16 protein-coding genes are annotated in these 22064 nt (G+C 68.6%); 7 read left to right on the forward strand and 9 right to left on the reverse strand.

All coding sequences use genetic code 11. The annotated features are described in order from the left end of the window. The first annotated feature begins 69 nt into the window (after positions 1 to 69). The 4 genes from ASD78_RS13125 (at position 70) to ASD78_RS13140 (ending at position 6306) form a co-directional block, all read left to right on the forward strand. The gene (locus ASD78_RS13125; protein WP_056102106.1) at positions 70 to 450 is read left to right on the forward strand and encodes a VOC family protein; all 381 of its coding nucleotides are present in this window, start codon (positions 70 to 72) and stop codon (positions 448 to 450) included. Positions 451 to 521: 71 nt separating this feature from the next. Further along, positions 522 to 2624, forward strand: a complete 2103-nt coding sequence (locus ASD78_RS13130; RefSeq protein ID WP_235566499.1) for an amidohydrolase family protein — start codon at positions 522 to 524, stop codon at positions 2622 to 2624. 712 nt (positions 2625 to 3336) lie between these two features. After that, positions 3337 to 5640 (forward strand): TonB-dependent receptor, encoded by a 2304-nt coding sequence (locus tag ASD78_RS13135; protein ID WP_056102110.1) that lies wholly within the window; start codon positions 3337 to 3339, stop codon positions 5638 to 5640. A 183-nt stretch (positions 5641 to 5823) separates the two neighbouring features. After that, the gene (locus ASD78_RS13140) at positions 5824 to 6306 is read left to right on the forward strand and encodes a glutathione peroxidase (RefSeq protein ID WP_055906216.1); all 483 of its coding nucleotides are present in this window, start codon (positions 5824 to 5826) and stop codon (positions 6304 to 6306) included. Between the two features lie 222 nt (positions 6307 to 6528). Here ASD78_RS13140 and ASD78_RS13145 read toward each other — a convergent pair whose 3' ends face one another. Beyond that, positions 6529 to 7725 (reverse strand): acyltransferase family protein, encoded by a 1197-nt coding sequence (locus tag ASD78_RS13145; RefSeq protein ID WP_056102114.1) that lies wholly within the window; start codon positions 7723 to 7725, stop codon positions 6529 to 6531. 155 nt (positions 7726 to 7880) lie between these two features. Between ASD78_RS13145 and ASD78_RS13150 the strand changes: the two genes are divergently transcribed. Further along, positions 7881 to 8816, forward strand: coding sequence for a LytTR family DNA-binding domain-containing protein (locus ASD78_RS13150; RefSeq protein ID WP_235565860.1), 936 nt, complete (start codon positions 7881 to 7883; stop codon positions 8814 to 8816). Positions 8817 to 8822: 6 nt separating this feature from the next. On the opposite strand, the gene ASD78_RS13155 is transcribed toward ASD78_RS13150, so the two are convergent. Together ASD78_RS13155 and ASD78_RS13160 are read right to left on the reverse strand one after the other, a co-directional pair. After that, positions 8823 to 9431, reverse strand: coding sequence for a TlpA disulfide reductase family protein (locus ASD78_RS13155; RefSeq protein ID WP_056102117.1), 609 nt, complete (start codon positions 9429 to 9431; stop codon positions 8823 to 8825). Beyond that, a complete protein-coding gene (locus tag ASD78_RS13160) occupies positions 9428 to 10237 on the reverse strand; it encodes a ferredoxin--NADP reductase (RefSeq protein ID WP_055906228.1) in 810 nt (269 codons plus the stop codon). Before ASD78_RS13160 ends, ASD78_RS13155 begins: the two co-directional genes overlap by 4 nt. 241 nt (positions 10238 to 10478) lie before the next feature. On the opposite strand from ASD78_RS13160, the gene ASD78_RS13165 reads away from it, so the two are divergent. Continuing rightward, complete coding sequence (locus tag ASD78_RS13165) at positions 10479 to 12881, forward strand: Tex family protein (protein WP_056102120.1); 2403 nt, start codon at positions 10479 to 10481, stop codon at positions 12879 to 12881. A gap of 163 nt (positions 12882 to 13044) precedes the next feature. Here ASD78_RS13165 and ASD78_RS13170 read toward each other — a convergent pair whose 3' ends face one another. From ASD78_RS13170 to ASD78_RS13185, 4 genes are all read right to left on the reverse strand, one after another. Further along, positions 13045 to 14238, reverse strand: a complete 1194-nt coding sequence (locus tag ASD78_RS13170) for a PQQ-dependent sugar dehydrogenase (RefSeq protein WP_056102123.1) — start codon at positions 14236 to 14238, stop codon at positions 13045 to 13047. 13 nt (positions 14239 to 14251) lie between these two features. Next, on the reverse strand, positions 14252 to 16147 hold the full coding sequence (locus tag ASD78_RS13175; protein ID WP_056102126.1) for an ABC transporter ATP-binding protein: 1896 nt from the start codon (positions 16145 to 16147) through the stop codon (positions 14252 to 14254). 61 nt (positions 16148 to 16208) lie between these two features. After that, positions 16209 to 16802, reverse strand: a complete 594-nt coding sequence (locus tag ASD78_RS13180; protein ID WP_056102129.1) for a demethoxyubiquinone hydroxylase family protein — start codon at positions 16800 to 16802, stop codon at positions 16209 to 16211. A 65-nt stretch (positions 16803 to 16867) separates the two neighbouring features. Then, entirely contained in the window at positions 16868 to 17581 is a 714-nt protein-coding gene (locus tag ASD78_RS13185; protein ID WP_056102132.1) for an alpha/beta fold hydrolase, read from the reverse strand. Positions 17582 to 17918: 337 nt separating this feature from the next. On the opposite strand from ASD78_RS13185, the gene ASD78_RS13190 reads away from it, so the two are divergent. Then, positions 17919 to 19511 carry a fumarate hydratase gene (locus tag ASD78_RS13190; RefSeq protein WP_235565861.1) on the forward strand — a complete coding sequence of 531 codons (1593 nt, stop codon included), beginning with the start codon at positions 17919 to 17921 and terminating at the stop codon, positions 19509 to 19511. A 267-nt stretch (positions 19512 to 19778) separates the two neighbouring features. Here the strand turns inward: ASD78_RS13190 and ASD78_RS13195 are convergent, their stop codons facing one another. After that, positions 19779 to 20735: a patatin-like phospholipase family protein gene (locus ASD78_RS13195; protein WP_056102133.1), complete on the reverse strand. Its 957-nt coding sequence runs from the start codon at positions 20733 to 20735 to the stop codon at positions 19779 to 19781. Between the two features lie 96 nt (positions 20736 to 20831). Beyond that, positions 20832 to 22022, reverse strand: coding sequence for a phospholipase A (locus ASD78_RS13200; protein WP_056102138.1), 1191 nt, complete (start codon positions 22020 to 22022; stop codon positions 20832 to 20834). Between the last annotated feature and the right edge of the window lie 42 nt (positions 22023 to 22064).

Here is a 22064-nt window from a genome sequence, read left to right on the forward strand (position 1 = left end):
CATGGGACAGCGCGAGGTGGGTCGTGGGCCGCAGTCGCCTCGGGCGCGCGGTCCGGCAGGGAGGCGGGCATGAGCGCGCCTTCGGTACGCGCGTTCACGCCGATGCTGCACGTCGCCGACGTGCTGCGCGCGGCCGCCTTCTACGCCCTGATGGGCTTCGGGATCGAGCGCCGGCACCACGATCCGCGCCACGGCGACAAGCCGGTCTGGGTCGCGCTGCAGCATCCCGGCGGCGCCGAGTTGATGCTGGTGCTCGCCGACGGGCCGGTCGACGACAGCGTCCAGGCCGTCCTGTTCTACGTCTATTGCGACGACGTCGCGGCCATGCACGCGCTCCTGCGCGCGGCCGGCGTGACGGTCGGGGCGATCGGCTATCCGTTCTACCGTCCGCACGGCGAGTTCCGCGTCGCCGACGCCGACGGCTATATCTGCATGGTCACCCACCTGTGAGCCCGCGCGGCGGTCACATCCGCCGCCGCGCGCGCGTCCTTATCCGCACTCCAACGACGAGCGAACCGACGATGACTTCCATGCTGACCGCTGCCTCGCCGATCACCGCCGCGCAAACGCGCCGTTCCCGCACCTCCCTGGGCCGGCTGGCGCTGGGTCTGTGCCTGGGCGCCTGCTTCGCAGGCAACGCGCTGGCCGCCGAAACCACCCGCTACCTGGCCCTGGTCGACGGCGGCAAGCAGGCCGGCCACCAGACCGTGACCCGTGCCGACGACGGCACGATCAACGTCGATTTCATCTTCAAGGACAACGGCCGCGGGCCCGAGCTCAAGGAGACCTACACCCTGGCCGCCGACGGCACCTACAAGACCTACGCGGTCAAGGGCAGCTCGACCTTCGGCGCGCCGGTGGACGAAAGCTTTTCGATCGCCGATGGCAAGGCCCGGTGGAAGTCGACTTCCGACCAGGGCGAGCAGGCCGCGGCGCCCGGCGCGCTGTACTCGCCGCTGGGCGGCACCCCGGCCGGTTTCAGCATCGCCCTGGCAGCGTTGAGCAAGCGCAGCGACGGCAAGCTGCCGCTGATCCCCAGCGGCAACCTGACCGTGCGCAAGATCGGCGAGGCCGAGGTCGTCCGCGACGGCAAGAAGCAGAAGGTGCAGCTGGTCGCGATGACCGGCGTCGGCCTGACTCCGACCTTCGCCTGGGCCACCCAGGGCGAGAACCCGCGCCTGTTCGCCTACATCTTCCCGGGCTTCCTGCAGCTGATCGAGGAAGGCTGGCAGGGCAACGCCGACGCGCTGGAAACCCAGCAGAAGCTCGCCGAGGGCGAGGCCCTGGTCGATCTGCGCAAGCGCCTGGGCCATCCCATCGCCGGCAGCACCCTGATCCGCAATGCGCGCGTGTTCGACAGCGAGCACGCCAAGCTCGGCCCGGTCTCCGACGTGCTGCTGCGCGACGGCCGCATCGTCTCGGTCGAGGCCGGCGGTGCGATCAAGGTCAAGGCCGACCGCGACATCGACGCGGCCGGAAAGGTGCTGCTGCCGGGCCTGTTCGACATGCACGGCCACGTCGGCCGCTGGGACGGCGGCCTCAACCTCGCCGCCGGCGTCACCACCGTGCGCGACATGGGCAACGACAACGCCACCCTGCAGCAGATCATCGGCGAAATCCGCGAGGGCAAGCTGATGTCGCCCGACGTGGTGCCGGCCGGCTTCATCGAGGGCGAGAGCAACTTCTCGGCGCGCAACGGCTTCGTGATCAAGGACCTGGACGGCGCCAAGAAGGCGGTCGACTGGTACGCCGAGCACGGCTACCCGCAGGTCAAGATCTACAACTCCTTCCCCAAGGACCTGCTGCGCGATACCGCCGCCTACGCCCACAGCAAGGGCATGCGCGTGAGCGGCCATGTGCCGGCCTTCATGCGCGCGCAGGACGTGGTCGAGCAGGGTTACGACGAGATCCAGCACATCAACCAGGTGCTGCTGAACTTCTTCGTCGACGACAAGACCGACACCCGCACCCTGACGCGTTTCTACCTGGTCGCCGACAAGACCGCCGACCTGGATTTCGACTCCAAGCCGGTGCAGGACTTCATCGCGCTGCTGGCCAAGAAGCAGATCGTGATCGATCCGACCCTGGCCACGTTCGACTTCCTGCGCCAGCGCCCGGGCGAGCTGTCGCAGGCCTACGCGGCGGTCGCCGAGCACCTGCCGCCGGACCTGCAGCGCGGGCTGCGCGTGGCCGAGATGAACATCCCCGACGACGCCACCGCCGCGCGTTACAACCGCTCCTATGAGAAGGCGGTCGAGTTCGCCGGCCGCATGTACAAGGCCGGCGTGCCGCTCGTGGCCGGCACCGACGCGCTTCCCGGCTTTACCCTGCAGCGCGAGCTGGAGCTGTACGTGCAGGCCGGCCTGACCCCGTCGCAGGCGCTGCAGGTCGCGACCTGGAACGGCGCCAAGTACGCGCGCGTGCTCGAAGACCGCGGTTCGGTCACCCCGGGCAAGCGCGCCGACCTGATCCTGATCGACGGCGACCCGACCGCGAACATCGCCGACATCCGCAAGGTCGCGCTGGTGCTCAAGGGCGAGGTCGCCTATTACCCCAGCGAGATCGACGAGGCGCTCGGAATCAAGCCGTTCGCCGCGCCGGTGAAGGTCGGCGTAGCGCAGTAGGCGCGGCAGCTGCAGGGCGAGGCAGCCGCAGGGCGCCGCACGGTCGGCCGTCGCCGCGATGGCGGCGGCCGCTGTCGCCGGCGCGCCGACGGCGCGATCGACGGCGGCGAGCGCGCAGCAACCGCGAGCCTTCTGTGGGAGCGGCGTAAGCCGCGATCGCGCAACCACGACCGCCGCAGCCCGACCCGAAGCGAAGCGGTTCTGCCTTGGGGTAGGAGCGGCGTGAGCCGCGACCGCGGCACTGCGGTGGCCTGCGCGGGTCGTGATAGGTCGCGATCGCGGCTTACGCCGCTCCCACAGGAGCGGCGAATGGCAGGTGGGTTTAGGTGCGCGGTGTGGGTTCGTGGTCGCGGCTTACGCCGCTCCTACCCCAAGGCGTCGCCTCTGCGGGGACCCGCTGAATTTTTACAAATATCATTAATTTCAATGGATTGAGGTGTATTTCTCAGTCGGGAACGCATCCAGAATGTGGACTGGATATGCCTAAACCGCATACCTTCGAGTACTGATTCTTTTAATGATTTGGTAACATTCACCGGACAAAGAGCCGCCACCGGCGCGGGCAGTCCGCGCTACGGCCGTCAGGGGACGGTCGGACCGACGTCGCAGTCGTCCCGTCGCCGAGCCGCATGCCAGGCGCATGCCCAGCCCGGCTTCTTACGAACCCAGGTGCCCCGATCCCGGGCCGCCGCTTTCATCGAGAACCCCCGCCATGCGTCAGCACGTCCGTGCTCCCCGCAGCCATGCCCTGGCCATCGCCGTCGCGATCAGCCTGACTTCCGCCGCCGCCTTCGCGCAGGACGCGCCCGCCGCCGCCGCCGAGACGACGCCCGCCGCCGAATCCGAGGCCAAAACCCTGGATGCGCTGATGGTGACCGCGCAGCGCCGCGTCGAACGCGCCAAGGACGTGCCGATGGCGCTGACCACCGTCGACGCCGAGAAGCTGCACGTGCTCGGTTCCGGCGGCGGCGACATCCGCTACCTGTCCGGCCGTCTGCCCAGCCTGAACATCGAGTCCTCGTTCGGCCGCGCCTTCCCGCGCTTCTACATCCGCGGCCTGGGCAACACCGACTTCGACCTCAACGCCTCGCAGCCGGTCTCGCTGGTGTACGACGACATCGTCCTGGAGAACCCGCTGCTGAAGGGCTTCCCGGTGTTCGACATGGAGAACGTCGAACTGCTGCGCGGCCCGCAGGGCACGCTGTTCGGTCGCAATACGCCGGCCGGCGTGGTCAAGTTCGAATCGGCCAAGCCGACCCGCGAACTCGAAGGCTACGGCCAGATCGCCTACGGCACCCACGGCACCACCAACATCGAAGGCGCGATCAGCGGCCCGCTGGGCCCGAACTGGTCGGCGCGCGCTTCGGTGCTGTACCAGCGCCGCGACGAGTGGGTGACCAACACCAACCCGAACGCCCGCACCAATCCCAAGCTGGAAGGCTACGACGAGTCGGCCGCGCGCCTGCAGCTGCAGTACGACGGCAGCGAGACCTTCCACGCCCTGTTCAACGTGCACGCGCGCCACCTCAACGGCACCGCGCGCCTGTTCCGCGCCAACATCTTCAAGCCGGGCACCAACGATCTGGTCGACGGCTTCGACGACGAAAAGATCGCCATCGACGGCCGCAACTTCCAGCAGCTCGACACCTTCGGCGCCAGCGCGCGCCTGAGCTGGGACTTCGGCAACGACCTCACCCTGTACTCGATCACCGGCTACGAGTCGGCCGACTCGCTCAGCCGCGGCGACATCGACGGCGGCGTGGGCGCGGTGTTCGCACCGCCGTCCGGCCCCGGCGTGATCCCGTTCACCGCCGAATCCGCCGACGGTCTGCCCGACCACCGCCAGTGGACCCAGGAGTTCCGCCTGGAGTCGAACTACAGCGGCCCGCTGAACTGGCAGGCCGGCCTGTTCTACTTCGACGAAGACATCACCGTCGACAGCTTCAACTACGACACCCTCGGCGGCGGCGTGCAGGCCGGCTGGGCGCAGCAGAAGCAGCGCAACAAGGCCTGGGCGGCGTACGGCTCGCTGGACTACGCGGTCACCGACAAGCTGACCCTGCGCGGCGGCCTGCGCTACACCCAGGACAAGAAGGACTTCACCGCCAGCGTGCTGCAGAGCGCGCCGTTCGGTGCGCCGGTGTCGGGTCCGTTCCCGGTCCACACCGACGTCGACGACGTCAGCTGGGACGCCAGCGCGGTCTACCAGGTCACCCCCGACGTGAACCTGTACGCCCGCGTCGCCAAGGGCTTCCGCGCCCCGTCGATCCAGGGCCGCCTGCTGTTCCAGGTGCCGCCGCAGCCGTCCGTGGCCGACGCCGAGAAGGTCATTTCCTACGAAGCCGGCGTCAAGGCCGACCTGTGGGACAAGCGCGCGCGCCTGGGCTTCGCGGTGTTCCATTACAACGTCGACAACCAGCAGCTCAACGCCGTTGGCGGCGCGCGTAACCAGACCGTGCTGCTCAACGCCGACAAGACCGTGGGCCAGGGCTTCGAGTTGGACTTCGATGCCTACGTCACCGACAACCTGATGATCACCCTCGGCGCCAGCTACAACGACACCGAGATCAAGGACGCCAACCTCGCCGTCGCGCCCTGCGGCAGCGGCATGTGCACGGTCACCGATCCGCCCGTCATTGATCCGATCACGGGTGCTGTGCTTGCGCGCATCGACGGCAACCCGCTGCCGCAGGCACCGAAGTGGGTCTACAACCTGACCGCGCGCTATTCGCTGCCGGTCGGCGACGGCGGCGAGTTCTTCGTCTACACCGACTGGGCCTACCGCAGCGAAGTGAACTTCTTCCTGTACGAGGCCAAGGAGTTCCGCGGCAAGGCCCTGCTCGAAGGCGGCCTGCGCGTGGGCTACGGCTGGGACGACGGCAAGTACGAGCTGGCGCTGTACGGCCGCAACATCCTCGACAAGGTGCAGGCGGTCGGCGCGATCGACTTCAACAACCTGACCGGCTTCGTCAACGAGCCGCGCATCGTGGGCCTGGAGTTCAAGGCCGGTTTCTGAGGCCGGGCAGGGCGGTACGCCGCCTGCCGATGCAGCAGCCGAACGGCCCGCCTCGCGCGGGCCGTTCTTTTTTTCGGGCCTGCGGGCAGGGCGGCGGCCTTGCCGCGTCCTTTACCGCCGGCTCGCTAGGCTGGCGCGCACGCAACGCGTTATCGTGCGTCCAGCCCCCTCGGAGCCCGTCCCATGACTACCGCCTACGATTTCACCGCCACCGATATCGACGGCCAGTCGCGCTCGCTGGACGAGTACCGCGGCAAGGTGCTGCTGATCGTCAACGTCGCCTCGCAGTGCGGCTTTACCCCGCAGTACACCGGCCTGGAGCAGCTCGAGCGCAAATACTCGGGGCAAGGCTTCGAAGTGCTGGGCTTCCCCTGCGACCAGTTCGGTCATCAGGAGCCGGGCAACGAGGCCGAGATCAAGGAGTTCTGCTCGCTGACCTACGAGGTGAGCTTCCCGATGTACGCCAAGATCGACGTCAACGGCGACAAGGCGCATCCGCTGTGGAAGTGGCTGAAGGACGAAAAGGGCGGCTTCCTCGGCATCGACGCGATCAAGTGGAATTTCAGCAAGTTCCTGGTCGGCCGCGACGGCAAGGTCGTCAAGCGCTACGCCCCGACCGACAAGCCCGAGTCGATCGCGGCGGATATCGAGAAGGCGCTGGCCTGAACCCAAACCCGCATCGCGCTTTGGGGTAGGAGCGGCGTAAGCCGCGACCGCAACACGCGGGCGCAGCGAAAGTTTCGCAGCCGCTCGATCTCACGGGTCGCGGCTCACGCCGCTCCTACCCCAAGTCGAAATCGGCGGCCGTTGCCTTCTGGGGGAGCGACGTGAGTCGCGATTTCGTCCCAGGCTGGGATTCATCGCGGCTCACGCTGCTCCCACACTGGCCTATGCCACGTCGTTGGCCGCTTGCAGTTGCACCGGAACCGCCGCCTTCACGGTCTCCCGCGGCCGCATCTTCAGCCCGAAGCACGGCCGCAGCAGCGGCACCCGGCGGATGATCGCGTGCAGCCCCCAGCAGCCCAGCACGGTGCCGACCACCACGATCACCGGCTCGCTCACCGGGCCCAGGTGCAGCGGCAGGATCCAGTACGCGATCAGCACGATCAGGCTCTGGTGCAGCACGTACCAGGGATAGACCGCCTCGTTGGCCCAGGGCAGCCAGCGGAACGGGCGGTTGAGCAGGGCATGGCCCCAGCCCAGGATCGCCGAGATCGCGAACCAGATGTACAGGTTGCGCAGCAGCCACACGCTCTTCTGCAGCACGTCCGGGATGTCGTCCGGCAACGCCAGCGCCAGGGTCAGGTAGAAGCCGAACAGGCCCAGGGCCAGGCCCAGGCTCCATTTGCGCAGCCGCACCAGCTCGTTCCACAGGCCGCTGTCGTTGCCCAGCCAGTAGCCGTAGAGGAACACGCTGAAATAGATCGCGTGGCGGTACCAGTCGTGGATCAGGTCGCCGGTTTCCTCGAAATGCGGCTGCAGCAGCATGGTCGCCACCGCCAGCGGCAGCGCCGGCAGGATCAGCAGCTTCCAGCCGCGCAGCCCGGCCACCCGCGCGTGCAGGCGCCGGCCCAGGCCGTTGCGGAACAGCGGCAGCAGGGCGGCCAGGACGACGGTATAGACCCACAGGTAGGCCAGGTACCACAGGTGGTTCCAGGTGAAGCCGTACTCCCAGCCGTCGAAGGCATCCTTGGGCCAGGGCTGGAACTGGTAGTAGCGCAGCAGGAAGTCGACGAAGCCCGGCTCGACCAGGCCGTTGGCCACGCCCTGGGCATAGGGCTGAATCGGCACCACCACCAGGCAGCCGAAGGTCAGCGGCAGCAGCAGGCGCCAGCTGCGCTGGACCACGAAGCGCCCCAGCGAGGTGCCGCGCAGCAGGAAGTGCACCGACAGGCCCGAGATCAGGAAGATCAGGTCCATGCGCCAGCGGTTCATGAACAGCATCGGGATCTGCAGCGGCTCGGACAGGTGCGTGCTTTTCAGATGCCAGTCCCACTCGGCGACATAGAGCATGGCGCAGTGGTAGAGGATCAGCAGGGCGAAGGCGATCGCGCGCAGGGCGTCGATATCGTGGCGGCGTTGCATGGGTCGGTCCGCGGCAGTGGTGGAGCGCACAGCCTTGCCGCGACGGCCCCGCGGCGCAGCGCCGAGGTGACCGGCGGTGGGCCCGCGGGGACGAATCGCGGGCTTCGGGGACGGCCGGTTGCCGCGACTGCACCCGCACAGGCGAGAATGCGGGTATGAACTACGAACCGACCGCGGCCCGGATGGCCGACGCCGACAACGCCATCCCGCCGGCCCAGCCGCTCGTCCCGCCCAGTGCCTGGGACCGCTACCAGCCGTGGCGGCGCGTCCTCGAAATCGCGAGCTGGGTGCTGCTGTTCTCGGTCAACGCGGTCGCGGGCACCCTGACCACGATCATCGACATCCACCGGGTCGGGCTGGACATCCCCGACTGGGCGCCGGCGATCTGGGAGGCGACCAGCTGCGCGGTCGCGCTGGCCCTGGTCCCGGCCCTGGTCCGGTACACCCGCAAGGTCCCGTTCCACATCGATACCTGGCGGCGGGCGCTGGGCCTGCACCTGCTCGGCAGCGTGGTCTGGTCGCTGCTGCATGTGAGTCTGATGGTCGGCCTGCGCAAGCTGGTCTACGCCGGCCTGGGCGAGTCCTACGACTTCGGCTCCTGGGGCATGGGCTTCGTCTACGAGTACCTGAAGGACGTGCGTTCCTACACCTATATGGTGCTGTGGATCGAAGGCTACCGCTTGCTGCTGCGGCGTTGGCAGGGCGAGGCCAGCCTGCTGGCGCCGCCCGACGACCTGCCCGAGCCGGCCATGCCCGAGCGTCCCGAGCGCTTCCTGGTGCGCAAGCTGGGCAAGGAGTTCCTGATCGCCGCCGGCGAAGTCGAATGGCTGCAGGCCTCGTCCAACTACGTGAACCTGCACCTGCGTGGCCGCGACTACCCGCTGCGCACCACCATGGCCACGATCGAGACCCAGCTCGACCCGGCCCGCTTCGTGCGCGTGCACCGCTCCTATATGGTCAACCTGGATTGCGTCGGCGAGATCGAGCCGCTGGAAAGCGGCGACGCGCGCATCACCATGAGCGACGGCACCCGGATCCCGTGCAGCCGGCGCTACCGCGGCGCGCTGCGCCAGGAACGCCGCGCCGCCTGAGCCGCGCTAGTCGCGCCCGGCCGGTGCCGGCGGCAACAGGGCGTGCAGCTCGCGCACCAGGCGTTCGACCTTCTGCGGCGTGTAGCCGCGCTGCACGTGCGCGATCCGGCCATGGGTGTCGATCAGGAAGGCGTTGGGCACGGCGCGCACGCGGTAGTAGCGCGCGACCGTGCCCGGATCGCGGAGGTAGGTCAGGTCCAGCCTGGGGTTCAGGCGCAGGAACGCGTCGTAGTCGCGCTGCGGCTCGGCGTAGTTGATCGCGACGATCTCCAGGCGCTGGCGACCGACGCCGGCCTGCAAAGCCGCCAACTGCGGCAGTTCGCGCCGGCATTGTTCGCACCAGCCGGCCCAGAACACCACCAGCACGACTTTGCCGCGGTACTGGCTGACCCGTATCGAGCGGCCGTCGCGGTCCAGGCCCAGCCAGTCGGGCGGAAGGTCGCCGACTTGCGGCGCCTGTGCGCCTGTTTTCGCGGTGTTCGCGGTGTTCGAGGTGCTCGCGTCGTCGGCTGCGGCCGCCGGAGCCAGCGCCGCGCCCAGGCACAGCGACATCAGCACGGCCGCCGACAGCCGGCCTAGCGCGGCGCGTAGCGACGAGAGCGGACGCGCGCTCATTTCTCGACGAACGCACGCTCGTAGACGTACTGCCCCGGCGTGCCGATGCGCGGCGCGGCGCTGAAGCCGCGGCCGTCCAGCAGTTCGCGGAAGTCGGCCAGCATCTGCGGGCTGCCGCAGATCATGGCGCGGTCGTGCTCGGCGTCCAGCGGCTCGATTCCGAGCTGCGCCATCATCCGGCCGTCGGCCATCATCTCGGTCAGGCGCCCGCGCTGATCGCGGCCGGCGAAGTCGAAGGTCTCGCGGCTCACCGCCGGGTAGTAATGCAGCTGCCTGGCGATCTGCTCGCCGAGGAACTCGTGCTTGGGCAGCTCGTTGACGATGTAGTCGCGGTAGGCCAGGTCCTGGACGCTGCGCACGCCGTGGCACAGGATCACCCGCTCGAAGCGCTCGTAGGTCTCCGGGTCCTTGATCACCGACAGCCACGGCGCGAAGCCGGTGCCGGTGCCCAGCAGGTACAGGTTGCGGCCCGGATGCAGATCGTGGATCAGCAGGGTGCCGGTGGGTTTGCGCCCGATCAGCACCTGGTCGCCCGGCTGGATTTCCTTCAGGCGCGAAGTCAGCGGCCCGTTCGGAACCTTGATGCTGAAGAACTCCAGCTGCTCTTCCCAGTTCGCGCTGGCGATCGAATACGCGCGCAGCAGGGGCTTGGACGAACCGTCCGCCTGCGGAACCTGCAGTCCGATCATCACGAACTGCCCGTTCTCGAAACGGAAACCGTCGTCGCGGGTGGTGGTGAAGCTGAAGTAGTCGTCGGTCCAGTGACGGACGTCCAGCACCGTCTCGGTGCCAAATGCGGAGGACATGCGGGGCAGGGGAGTGGAGCCGGGGCCGCATTGTAGCCGATCGATGAGAGTGACTCTCATCTGCTGCCTGGCGACCGCGGTCGCGAGGATTCGCCTAGCCCGTGCCGCGATTCGTACTTTGAAGTGCCGCCGTGGAATCGGCCCCGCTTCCGCCGCCGCTGTCAACGGGTTTCCCCTGCCGCCCGGCGTTGCGACAATCGGGTCAGCCCGCAGCCAGCGGGTGCCAGACCGATTGGACGCAATGCAAGACACGAATTCGAAGTCCGCACCGCAGATCGCCGAACAGATCGCACGCACCATCGCCGCCGAGATCGGTGCGCAACCCGCCCAGGCCCGTTCCGCCATCGCCCTGCTCGACGAAGGCGCGACCGTGCCGTTCATCGCGCGCTACCGCAAGGAAGTCACCGGCGGCCTCGACGACACCCAACTGCGCGACCTCGAAACCCGCCTGCGCTACCTGCGCGAGCTCGAGGACCGCCGCGCCGCGGTGCTGGACAGCATCGCCGAACAGGGCAAGCTCAGCGACGCGCTGCGCGCCGACATCGAAGCCGCCGACAGCAAGGCGCGCCTGGAAGATCTGTACCTGCCGTACAAGCCCAAGCGCCGCACCAAGGCGCAGATCGCGCGCGAAGCCGGCCTGGAGCCGCTGGCCGACGGGCTGCTCGCCGATCCGACGCTGCAACCGGAAGCGTTCGCCGCCGGTTTCGTCAGCGAAGACAAGCAGGTCGCCGACGTCAAGGCCGCGCTCGACGGCGCGCGCGCGATCCTGATGGAGCGTTGGGGCGAAGACGCAGCGCTGGTCGGCGAACTGCGCACCTGGCTACACCAGACCGGCGTGATCCGCGCCCGCGTGGTCGAAGGCAAGGAGAACGAAGGCGCCAAGTACCGCGACTACTTCGACCACGCCGAGGCCCTGGCCAAGATTCCCTCACACCGCTTGCTGGCGCTGTTCCGCGCGCGCCGCGAGGAAGTGCTGTACCTCGACCTGGAACCCACCGCCGATCCGGCCGCCGGCCATGCCTACGGCGAGGGCCGGGTCGCGCTGCACGCCGGCGTCGCCGATCGTGGCCGCGCCGCCGACCGCTGGCTGCTCGACGCCTGCCGCATGACCTGGCGCGCCAAGCTGCACCTGCACCTGCTGCTGGACCTGTTCGGCCAGGCCCGCGAAAAGGCCGAAGCCGAAGCCATCGACGTGTTCGGCGACAACCTCAAGGACCTGCTGTTGGCCGCGCCGGCCGGTCCGCGCGCCGTGCTCGGCCTCGACCCGGGCCTGCGTACCGGGGTCAAGGTCGCGGTGGTCGACGCCACCGGCAAGCTGGTCGCCACCGACACCATCTACCCGCACGAGCCGCGCAAGCAGTGGGACCAGTCGCTGCACACGCTGCGCGCGCTGTGCGCCAAGCACGCGGTCGAACTGATCTCGATCGGCAACGGCACCGCCTCGCGTGAAACCGACAAGCTCGCCGGCGACCTGATGAAGCTCGCGCCGGAGCTGAACCTGACCAAGATCGTGGTCAGCGAGGCCGGCGCTTCCGTGTACTCGGCCTCAGAGTTCGCCGCCAAGGAATTCCCGGGCCTGGACGTCAGCATCCGCGGCGCGGTCTCGATCGCGCGGCGCTTGCAGGACCCGCTCGCCGAGCTGGTCAAGATCGACCCCAAGGCGATCGGTGTCGGCCAGTACCAGCACGACGTCGACCAGTACCGCCTCGCGCGCGCGCTCGACGCCCGCGTCGAAGACTGCGTGAACGCGGTCGGCGTCTACGTCAATACTGCCTCCGCGGCGCTGCTGGCGCGGGTGTCGGGTCTGTCGAGCACGGTCGCCGAGAACATCGTCCGCCACCGCGACGAGAACGGCCCGTTCGCCTCGCGCAAGGCCCTGCTGAAAGTGCCGCGCCTGGGCGAGAAGACCTTCGAGCAGTGCGCCGGCTTCCTGCGCATCGTCGGCGGCGAGCAACCGCTGGACGCCTCGGCGGTGCACCCGGAGGCCTATCCGGTGGTCGAACGCATCGTCAAGCAATGCGGCCGCGAGGTGAAGCAGTTGCTCGGCGATCCGCAGTTCGTGCGCGGGCTCAAGCCCGAGCAGTACACCGACGACACCTTCGGCCTGCCGACCGTGCGCGACATCCTCAAGGAAATGGAGAAGCCTGGCCGCGACCCGCGCCCGGAATTCAAAGCCGCGCGTTTCGCCGACGGCGTCGAGGATCTCAAGGACCTCAAGGTCGGCATGATCCTGGAAGGCGTGATCAGCAACGTCGCCGCGTTCGGCGCCTTCGTCGACATCGGCGTGCACCAGGACGGCCTGATCCACATCTCGGCGCTGTCGGACAAGTACATCAAGGACCCGCGCGAGGCGGTCAAGGCCGGCGACGTGGTCAAGGTGCGGGTGCTGGAGGTCGACATCGCACGCAAGCGCATCGCCTTGACGCGCCGCCTCGACGAGGCGGTGCCGGCGCCGCGCGCGCCGGGCGGCGGTGCGGACCGCGCCAACGCCGATCGCGGCGGCGGCCGTGGCAACGACGGCGGCCGCGGCGGGCGCCGCGACCAGGCACCGCGCGGCGGCTCGTTCGCATCGGCGGGCAAGGCGGCTGCGCCGATGGGCGGGGCCTTGGCCGACGCCTTCGCGCGGGCCAAACAAAAGAGTTGATCGCGAACGCCGGTTCGTAGGATGCGGTGAGCCGAAGGCGAACCGCATCGGTCGCGCGGCCTCGAAACGATAGGCGCCTCCCGCGGCCCATAGAAGAATCCCCGCCATGGCGGGGATTCGAACTGACGCGGGTACGCGTACGCGGCGTGGGGCGTGTGTCGCCTTACGGCTTGCCTGCCGGGGGATCCAGGCGCAGCAACTCGCCGTTCTGCTCGTCCGTCAAGACATACACCTTGCCGTCCGCGCTCACGCGCACGTCGCGGATGCGCTTGCCCAGCTCGCCCAGCAGCCGTTCTTCCTTGACGATCTTGTCGCCGTCCAGGCTGAGGCGGATCAGATTTCCGTCGGCGAGCGCGCCCAGGAACAGGCTGTCGTTCCACGGCGAGCCGGGGTGGCCGGTGTAGAAGGCCATGCCCGATAGGCCCGGCGATTTTTCCCATACGTGGTAAGGCGATTCCATGCCGGGCTTGCTTTTGCCTTCGGCTTCGGAGATGGGCAGACCGCTGTAATCGATGCCGTTGGTGATGATCGGCCAGCCGTAGTTCTTGCCGGCCTCGGGGAGGTTGATCTCGTCGCCGCCGCGCGGGCCGTGTTCGGCCTCCCAGATCTTGCCGCTGCGCGGGTCGGTCGCCAGCGACTGCATGTTGCGATGGCCGTAGCTCCAGATCTCTGCGCGCGCGTCGCTGCGGCCGGCATAGGGATTGTCGCTCGGCACGCTGCCGTCCAGGTTCAGGCGCACCAGCTTGCCCTGCAGCATCTTCAAGTCCTGCGAGGCCATGCGCTCCTGACGCTCGCCCTGGGTGATGAAGACATGCCCGTGTCCGTCGAAGGCGATGCGCGAACCGAAATGATTCGGCCCGACCAGCTTGGGCTGCTGGCGGTAGATCACGGCGACATCGCTCAGCCCCGATTCGCCCAGCGTGGCGGTAGCGACCGCGGTGCCGGCGCTGCCGTCGGGGCCGGGCTCGGCATAGCTGAGATAGATGCGTTTGCTGCTGGCGAAGTCCGGGGCCAGCACGACGTCGAGCAAGCCGCCCTGGCCCTTGGCCCAGACCTCGGGCAGGTTCGCCAGCGGCGCCGAGATCGCGCCGTCGGCGCCGATCCGGCGCAGCCGCCCGGGCCGTTCGCTGACCAGGAATCCGCCGTCGGGCAGCAGGGCCACGCTCCAGGGATGTTCCAGGCCCTCGGCGATCCGGGTGAGCTGGACCGCACCGCGTTCGCTGGCGAGCTGCTGGCCGCTTTGTTTGGCGGGTGCGGGCCGTGCGGCAGCCGCATTCTGGGCGGGCGTCTTGTCGCACGCGGCCAGGCTCAGCGCGAGCACGAGGACGAGAGGGAGGCGGTGGGGGCGGACTGGCATGCGGGGAGTCTCCTTAGCGGTAACCGGCGGCCTGCAATTCGAACAGTTCGGCGTAGCGCCCGCCTTGCGCGAGCAGCTCGGTATGCGTGCCGCTGGCCTCCAGGCGGCCTTCGGCGAGTACCAGGATACGGTCGGCCATGCGCACGCTGCTGAAGCGGTGCGAGATCAGCACCGCGGTGCGGTCGTCCGACAGTTCCTTGAAGCGCTGGAACACTTCGAATTCCGAACGCGCGTCCAGGGCCGCGGTCGGCTCGTCGAGGATCATGACCTGGGCGTCGCGCATGTAGGCGCGCGCGATCGCGATCTTCTGCCACTGCCCGCCGGAGAGATCGACGCCGGTCTTGAAGCGGCGCCCGATCTGCTGGTCGTAGCCCTGCGGCAGCGAATCGATGACCTGGTCGGCGAGCGCGCGCCGGGCCGCGCTGCGGATCCGCTCCTGGTCGTGCATGGCGTCGATCTGGCCGACGCCGATGTTCTCGCCGGCGGTGAGGTGATAGCGCACGAAGTCCTGGAAGATCACCCCGATGTTGGCGCGCAGCTGATCCAGGTCGTACTCGCGCAGGTCGTGGCCGTCGAGCAGGATGCGGCCCTCGTCGGGGTCGTACAGGCGCGCCAGCAGCTTGACCAGGGTGGTCTTGCCGGCGCCGTTCTCGCCGACCAGGGCCAGCACTTCGCCGGCATGCAGTTCGAAGTTCAGCCCGCGCAGCGCCCAGCGCTCGGCATCGGGATAGCGGAAGCCGACGTTCTCGAACACGAAGCCGCTCGCGATCGGCCTCGGCACCGGGCGCGGATTCGCCGGCGACACGATCTCCGGTTCGATCTCGAAGAACGAGAACAGATCGTCCAGGTACAGCGCCTGCCCGGCGACCTGCGAGAAACCGACCAGCAAGCCTTCGAGCAACTGGCGCAGGCGCCGGAAGCTGCCGGCCAGGAAAGTCAGGTCGCCGATGCTGAAATCGCCCTTGACCGTGCGCCAGGCGATATAGGCGTAGGCGACGTAGTAGCCCAGCGTGCCCAGCGCCGCGAGCAGGGTGCCCCAGACCGCGCGCCGCCGCGCCAGCGAACGGTTGGCCTTGAAGAACTTGTCCGCGAGTTCGCGATATTTGGCGATGAGATAACGGTGGAGGTTGAAGATCTTCACCTCCTTGGCGGTCTCGACGCTGGCGCCCATCTGGCGCACGTACTCGAGCTGGCGGCGCTCGGGCGTCCAGGCGAAGTTGAGCGAGTAGCCCAGGGCATTGAAATGCGCTTCGCCGACGAAGGCGGGTATCAGCGCCACCGCCAGCAGCAGGATCAGCCACGGCGCGTAGACCAGCAGGCCGACCGCGAAGCTGATCACCGTGATCGCGTCCTGGACCTGGCCGAACAACTGGCTCATCAGGTTCATGCGGCCCATGGTCTGGCGCCGCGCGCGGTCGAGCTTGTCCTGCAGGTCCGGGTCTTCGAAGTCTTCCAGGTCCAGGGTCGCCGCATGCTCCATCAGGCGCACGCTGGTGGCGTTGGTGAACAGTTCCGACAGCAGCGAATCGCCGTAGCTGACCATGCGCCCGAGCAGATCGGAGCCGATCGCCAGGCCGAATTCCAAGGCCAGCAGGCCGAGCAGGGTGGTGAGCTGGCCGCCGCTCAGCGCCGCGCCCACCGATTCGAAGGCGACGCCGGCCGCGACCAGCCGCACCGCTTCGTCGATGATCAGCTTGCCCACGTACAGGGTCGCGATCGGCAGGAACGCGCGGACCAGGCGCAGCCCCAGGGTGAGCAGGGTCAGGCTCGGGCTGGTGCTCCAGATCTGGCGCAGGAACGGCGGCAGATTGCGCAGCGCGTCGAAGCGTTCGCGCAGACTCGGCTTGCCTCCGGAACGGTCGGTCCTGGGACTGGACGAGGGCGGGACGGCTTCGACGGGGGAGGACATGCTCGGATTGTGCCTGGGACCGGTTGGCGGATGGTGAAAGCAGGCTGGTGCGCGCAGGCGCTCAAAGCCGCAGGCCCAGCCAGATCACCGACTCGGTCGAGATCGCGACTACCGCATCGACCGCGCGGGTCAGCGGACCGTCCGCGCCGACGCGCTCGGCGGCGACATCGCGGTGTTCGAGTTCATCGCGGACGATCGAAGCCACGGCCGCATGCGCCTGCGGATCGGTGTCGATCAGATGCGCCAGCTGTTCCTGCAGATGACGGTTGACCACGGTTTCCACCGCGCGCGTGCAAGCCATCACCGCGCGCTCGCCGAGTACCGCCGTGCTCAGTCCAAGTGCGTAGCCGCCGATCCCGCACAGCAGGAAGCTGCGGCAGCGTCGAACGCCGCGTGCGGCGAGGAGATCGCCGAAGGTGGCCAGGTGGGTGCGCTCATGGCTCAGGAAGTCCTGCAACAGCGCCACGTACGGACGCCGCAGCAGGCGGCCGATCAGGATCTGGGCGCGGTAGATCTGGATCGCGCCGAACTCGCCGGCGTGGTCCACGCGCAGGTAGCGCATGGCCAGCGGCAGGGGCCCGATCGCAGCGGGCAAGGCGGGGTCGAGGCTGTGCGTCATCGCGGCGGCATCGCGGCTGGGTGTCGAGCGCAGCATAGCCGTGTCGGTGTCGTCGGGTGCTAGCGCGAATGCGTCTGCGCGCTCGCTCGCTCGCGCCGCGATCAGGCCGCGGCGCGCTCCTGGCCGGACGCCAGCGCGATCGCCGTCAGCTGCCGCGCGACCTGCGCCGGCATCGACAGCATGGCCAGATGGCCGGCGTCGAGGTCGCGCACCTGCGGGTCTTGCAGCCGCGCGATCATCGCGTCCTGACGCGACGGCGCCAGGCTGCGGTCGCGCAGCGGGCGCAGATAGGTCGAAGGCACGCGCACCGGCTGTGCGCGACAGGGCGTCAGGTAGAGCCCCGGGAATTCGGCGGCATAGCGCGATACCACCTGCATGGCCGTCGCTTCGTCTAGATCGTCGCACAGCTCCCTGCGGATCATTGCAGGCCCAGGCTTGAGTCCATTGCGATTGAAGCGGAACAGCAGCCGCAGCAGCGTGCGTTCGACCGGGCCCAGCGCATCCACGAACGCGCCGCCCGATGGCGGCACCACCGCCGACAGGTAGACACAGTGCCGCAGTCGCGCCCCCAGGCGCGCCGCGAGTTCCGGCATCAGCACACCGGCGAGCGAGTGGGCGACGATCACCACCTCGTCGATACCGCGGCGGTCGAGTTCGGCGATCAGTTCCTGCGCGCATTGCTCGGGCGTCGCGCCGGGGTGCCGGCAGGGGACATCCAGAGCGAGCGCCGGCGTGGCCATGCGCTCGATCACGCAGGCCCAGACCCAGGCGCCGACGCCGGCGCCGTGCAGCAGGACGGTGGTGGGATACGGCATGCGGCTGTTCCTATACGGTCGTGGGCGTTGCGACACGCTAAGCCCGGGCGCTGACAGCTTCTGTCAGCAGCGCCGCCGCATCGGCTGCGGCGGCTGAGGTTCCGAACGCGGAAGCGTGGTGCAGCGAGCTGTGCCGCGTCTGCGGTCGCTCAGGCCCATAGCCGCAGCGGCCACAGGCCCCGGACGGCCAGCACCGGCGTCCATTGCGGCCGCGCCAGCATCGCCACCGGACCTCGGGCAGGGCACGCGCCCATTCCGGCCCAGGATCAAGGGCTTATGCGCCGCGATTCGCCGCCTTCCAGGCCTGCGCGCGGCCGCGCTGCGCACGACGGGTAGAATGGGAATCCCCACCGCCAGCCCGCAGCCCGCCGTGACCGCCAGCCCGTCTCCTGCCGCCTCCAGCGGCCCGGTCGTCATCCGCCAGGACGACCTGATCCAATCCATCGCCGATGGCCTGCAATACATCAGCTACTACCACCCGGTCGACTACATCAAGAACCTCGCCGCCGCCTACGAGCGCGAGGAAAGCGTCGCGGCCAAGGACGCGATCGCGCAGATCCTGATCAACTCGCGCATGTGCGCCGAAGGTCATCGGCCGATCTGCCAGGACACCGGCATCGTCACCGTGTTCCTGGAAATCGGCATGGACGTGCGCTGGGACGGCGCGACCATGGGCGTGGAAGACATGGTCAACGAGGGCGTGCGCCGCGCCTACAACCACCCCGACAACAAGCTGCGCGCCAGCGTGCTCGCCGATCCGGCCGGCAAGCGCAGCAACACCAAGGACAACACGCCTGCCGTGGTCAACGTCAAGGTCGTGCCCGGCAACACGGTCGACGTGATCGTCGCGGCCAAGGGCGGCGGTTCCGAGGCCAAGTCGAAGTTCGCCATGCTCAACCCGTCCGACTCCATCGTCGACTGGGTCCTCAAGACCGTGCCGACCATGGGCGCGGGCTGGTGCCCGCCGGGCATGCTCGGCATCGGCATCGGCGGCACCGCCGAGAAAGCGATGCTGCTGGCCAAGGAATCGCTGATGGAGCCGATCGACATCACCGAACTGCAGGCGCGCGGCGCCAGTAATCGTGCCGAAGAGCTGCGTCTGGAGCTGTACGAAAAGGTCAACGCGCTCGGCATCGGCGCCCAGGGCCTGGGTGGCCTGACCACGGTGCTGGACATCAAGGTCAAGGATTACCCGACCCACGCCGCCAACCTGCCGGTGGCGATGATCCCGAACTGCGCGGCCACCCGGCATGCGCACTTCACCCTCGACGGCAGCGGCCCGGTGATGCTGGATCCGCCGTCGCTGGAAGACTGGCCGAAGCTGACCTACGACTCGTCCAAGGGCCGCCGCGTCGATCTGGACAGCGTCACCCCGGAAGAAGTCGCCAGCTGGAAGCCCGGCGAAGTGCTGCTGCTCAACGGCAAGCTGCTGACCGGCCGCGACGCCGCGCACAAGCGCATGGTCGACATGCTCAACAAGGGCGAGGCGCTGCCGGTCGATTTCAAGGGCCGCTTCATCTATTACGTCGGCCCGGTCGATCCGGTGCGCGACGAGGTCGTCGGCCCGGCCGGCCCGACCACCGCCACGCGCATGGACAAGTTCACCGAACAGGTACTGGCGCAGACCGGCCTGCTCGGCATGGTCGGCAAGGCCGAGCGTGGCCCGGTCGCGATCGAGGCGATCAAGAAACACCGCTCGGTCTATCTGATGGCGGTCGGCGGCGCGGCCTACCTGGTGTCGAAGGCGATCAAGGCCTCGCGCGTGGTCGGTTTCGCCGACCTGGGCATGGAAGCGATCTACGAGTTCACCGTGCAGGACATGCCGGTGACGGTCGCGGTCGACAGCGCCGGCGAGTCGGTGCACAAGACCGGACCCAAGGAATGGCAGGCGCGGATCGGCAAGATTCCGGTGGTGGTCGAACCGGCCTGATCGGTCGAATCGGCGGCATCGCAGCGCCCGGCCCAGGCCGGGCGTTGCGCTTCCTGGCCCACTGTCCGACCTTCTGCTGGCCCACCGTTCGGCCTTCTGCTCCCACTGTCCGGCGGCCTTCTGTGGGAGCGGCGTAAGCCGCGATCGCGCCACCGCATACCCGGCGAACGCTTCGCCACCCCGATCATCGTCCCGACAGCCGGATCGCGCCGCACTTCGCAGCCCCGCGGTCGCGGCCTACGCCGCTCCCACAGCAAGCAGCCGGCGCTACAGCTGCCGCGCCAGCTCCGCCAGCATGTCCTGCGTGTCCGCATTGGCCAGATACTCCTTGGCCATGAACTCCAGCGCGATCAGGTTGGTCGAGCTGGTGTCGTCCAGGTCGTCCAGGCCGATGTGCAGGTGTTCCTGCATGCGGAAGTAGCCGTCGCCGACCAGTTGCCGGGCGATGTAGTCGACCGAGTCGGTGTTGCCGTCGAACAGCACGTCGATGATCGGCACCGCCCATTCCAAGGCGCCCCATTCGCGCGCGGCGGCCAGCGAGATGCTGCGCGTGCGCTCGCCGGTGCCGATCGACAGCACCACCAGATCGCGGCTGTTGTCGACCTGGGCGTCCTTGCGCAGGGCCTCGGCGATCGCGCAGGCGGTGGGATTGTTGGCGACCACGCCGCCGTCGATCAGCGCGCAGTCCCGGCCTTCGACCTTCATCGCATGCGCCGGGAAATAGGTCGGCGCCGCCGACGAGGCGCGGCAGACCTCCCACAGCGGCAGCTCGCGGTGTTCGGGCTTGAAGCTCTTGAACATCACCGGCGCGCGCGACACGGTGTCGTAGGCGGTGATCAGCAGCGGCGCCTGGACCTCGCCCAGGGTGGTCTTGCCGAAGACCTGCTTCAGCACTTTCTCCAAGCCCTTGGCGTCGTACTTGGGCGCCGACGGGCCGGCAGTCAGCAGGCGGCCGCTGCGCGACCACAGGCGTTCGGCCATGCCAGGGAAAATGGTATAGCGGTGATCGCGGTAGAGATCGGCGAGCTTGGCCGGGGCCAGCCCGATCGCCAAACCCGCGGCGACGATGGCGCCGGTGGAGCTGCCGGCGAGCAGATCGAAGCCTTTCAGCAGGTCGGGCTTGCCGGCCTGGCTCAGGGCGTCCTCGACGCCGGTCAGCCACAGGCAGCTGACCAGGCCGCGGATGCCGCCGCCGTCCAGCGACAGGATGCGGCGCATTTTCATGGCGGAACTCGCGCTTGCGTGGGGTAGGGCGAGCCTAACCCGGCGCGGTCGCGCGGGCTGCGAACCGCGTCGCCGCGCGATCGCGGTTTCGTGCGCTCAGTACCACTCCAGCAAGGAAACGCCCAGGCCGATGTAGGTGGCCTTGTGGTTGTAGTCGATCAGGCTTTCGCCGTAGCCGTCGAACACCTGCAGGTGGCCGCGCAGCGAGTTGTGGATCGGGAAGCCCCAATCGAACTGGACCGCGCCGTGCGAGCGGTCGCCGCCGCGCAGCGAGTGCCGCGCCATCAGGCTGAACTCGTGGCCGCCGCGGCGGTGGACCACGGTCAGGTCGCCGCGGCCGATGTAGTCCTCGATGTCCGGATTATCGTCGTCGTTGCCGTCGGAGATGCGCCACCACGGCCGCAGCGTCAGCGCCCAGTCCTCGCGGTCCAGGCCGATGTTGGCGACCACCCGGTTCCAGCTGCGCGAGAACGGATCGGCGCGCCCGTTGGACTGGTGGTTGAGCCCGATCGCGGCCATGCGCCCGCGCCAGCCGCCGATGCGGTAGTTGTTGCGGAACACCAGCAGCACTTCCGGCTCGTAGTTGGTCTCGCGGAACGGGCGCGAGTCGTCGCCGTTGTAGACCTGCCAGCGCGAGCTCTGGGTGTAGCCCATCCAGATATCGCCGTTGTCGCCGAACAGGTTCTCCACCGCCTTGGTCTTGAAACTGAGCTGGAACTTGGCTTCGACGCTGGTCAGCGACTGCGGGTCGGTGACCTGGTTGCGCGGGTTCGGCGAGTACGGCAGTTCGTTGGTGTCGTTGGTCCAGAACGCCGGCAGCAGATACACGGGCTTGTAGGCGCGGAAGTTGAACACGCCGAGTTTGGAATCCTTGGCCAGTTCCCAGCGGCTGTCGAGCAGGCCGCCCTTGCCGGCGTTGGCGATGGCGCTGTCCAGCGGCGCCTCGTTCGGGTACAGGTCGCCGGCGATGCGGCGGGCGCGTTCGGGCACGGTGTCGGCCGGCGGCGGCGCCCGGCCCTCGATCTGGTCGGCCAGTTCCAGGTTGCGCTGGATCGCCCTGGCCTCCTTGGCCGCCACGTCGGCGGCGCGGGTGTCCGCGGCGCGTCGGTTCAGGGCTTTGTCGTAGCAGGCCAGGCGGTCGGCATCGACGGCGATCGCGGTGCAGGCCTCGGGCGTGGCCGGAGCCGGCACCTGCTGCGCCAGCGCCGACACAGGCATCGCCAGGGCCAACGCCAGCGGGTGCAGGCAGGGACGGAGCCTGGCGGCGCGGTTCGCGTCTGCAATCATTTGTTTATATCCATAATCGAAACGGTAACTCCAACAGTGTGT

The organism is Lysobacter sp. Root667 (genome assembly GCF_001427715.1).
GTDB lineage: Bacteria > Pseudomonadota > Gammaproteobacteria > Xanthomonadales > Xanthomonadaceae > Lysobacter.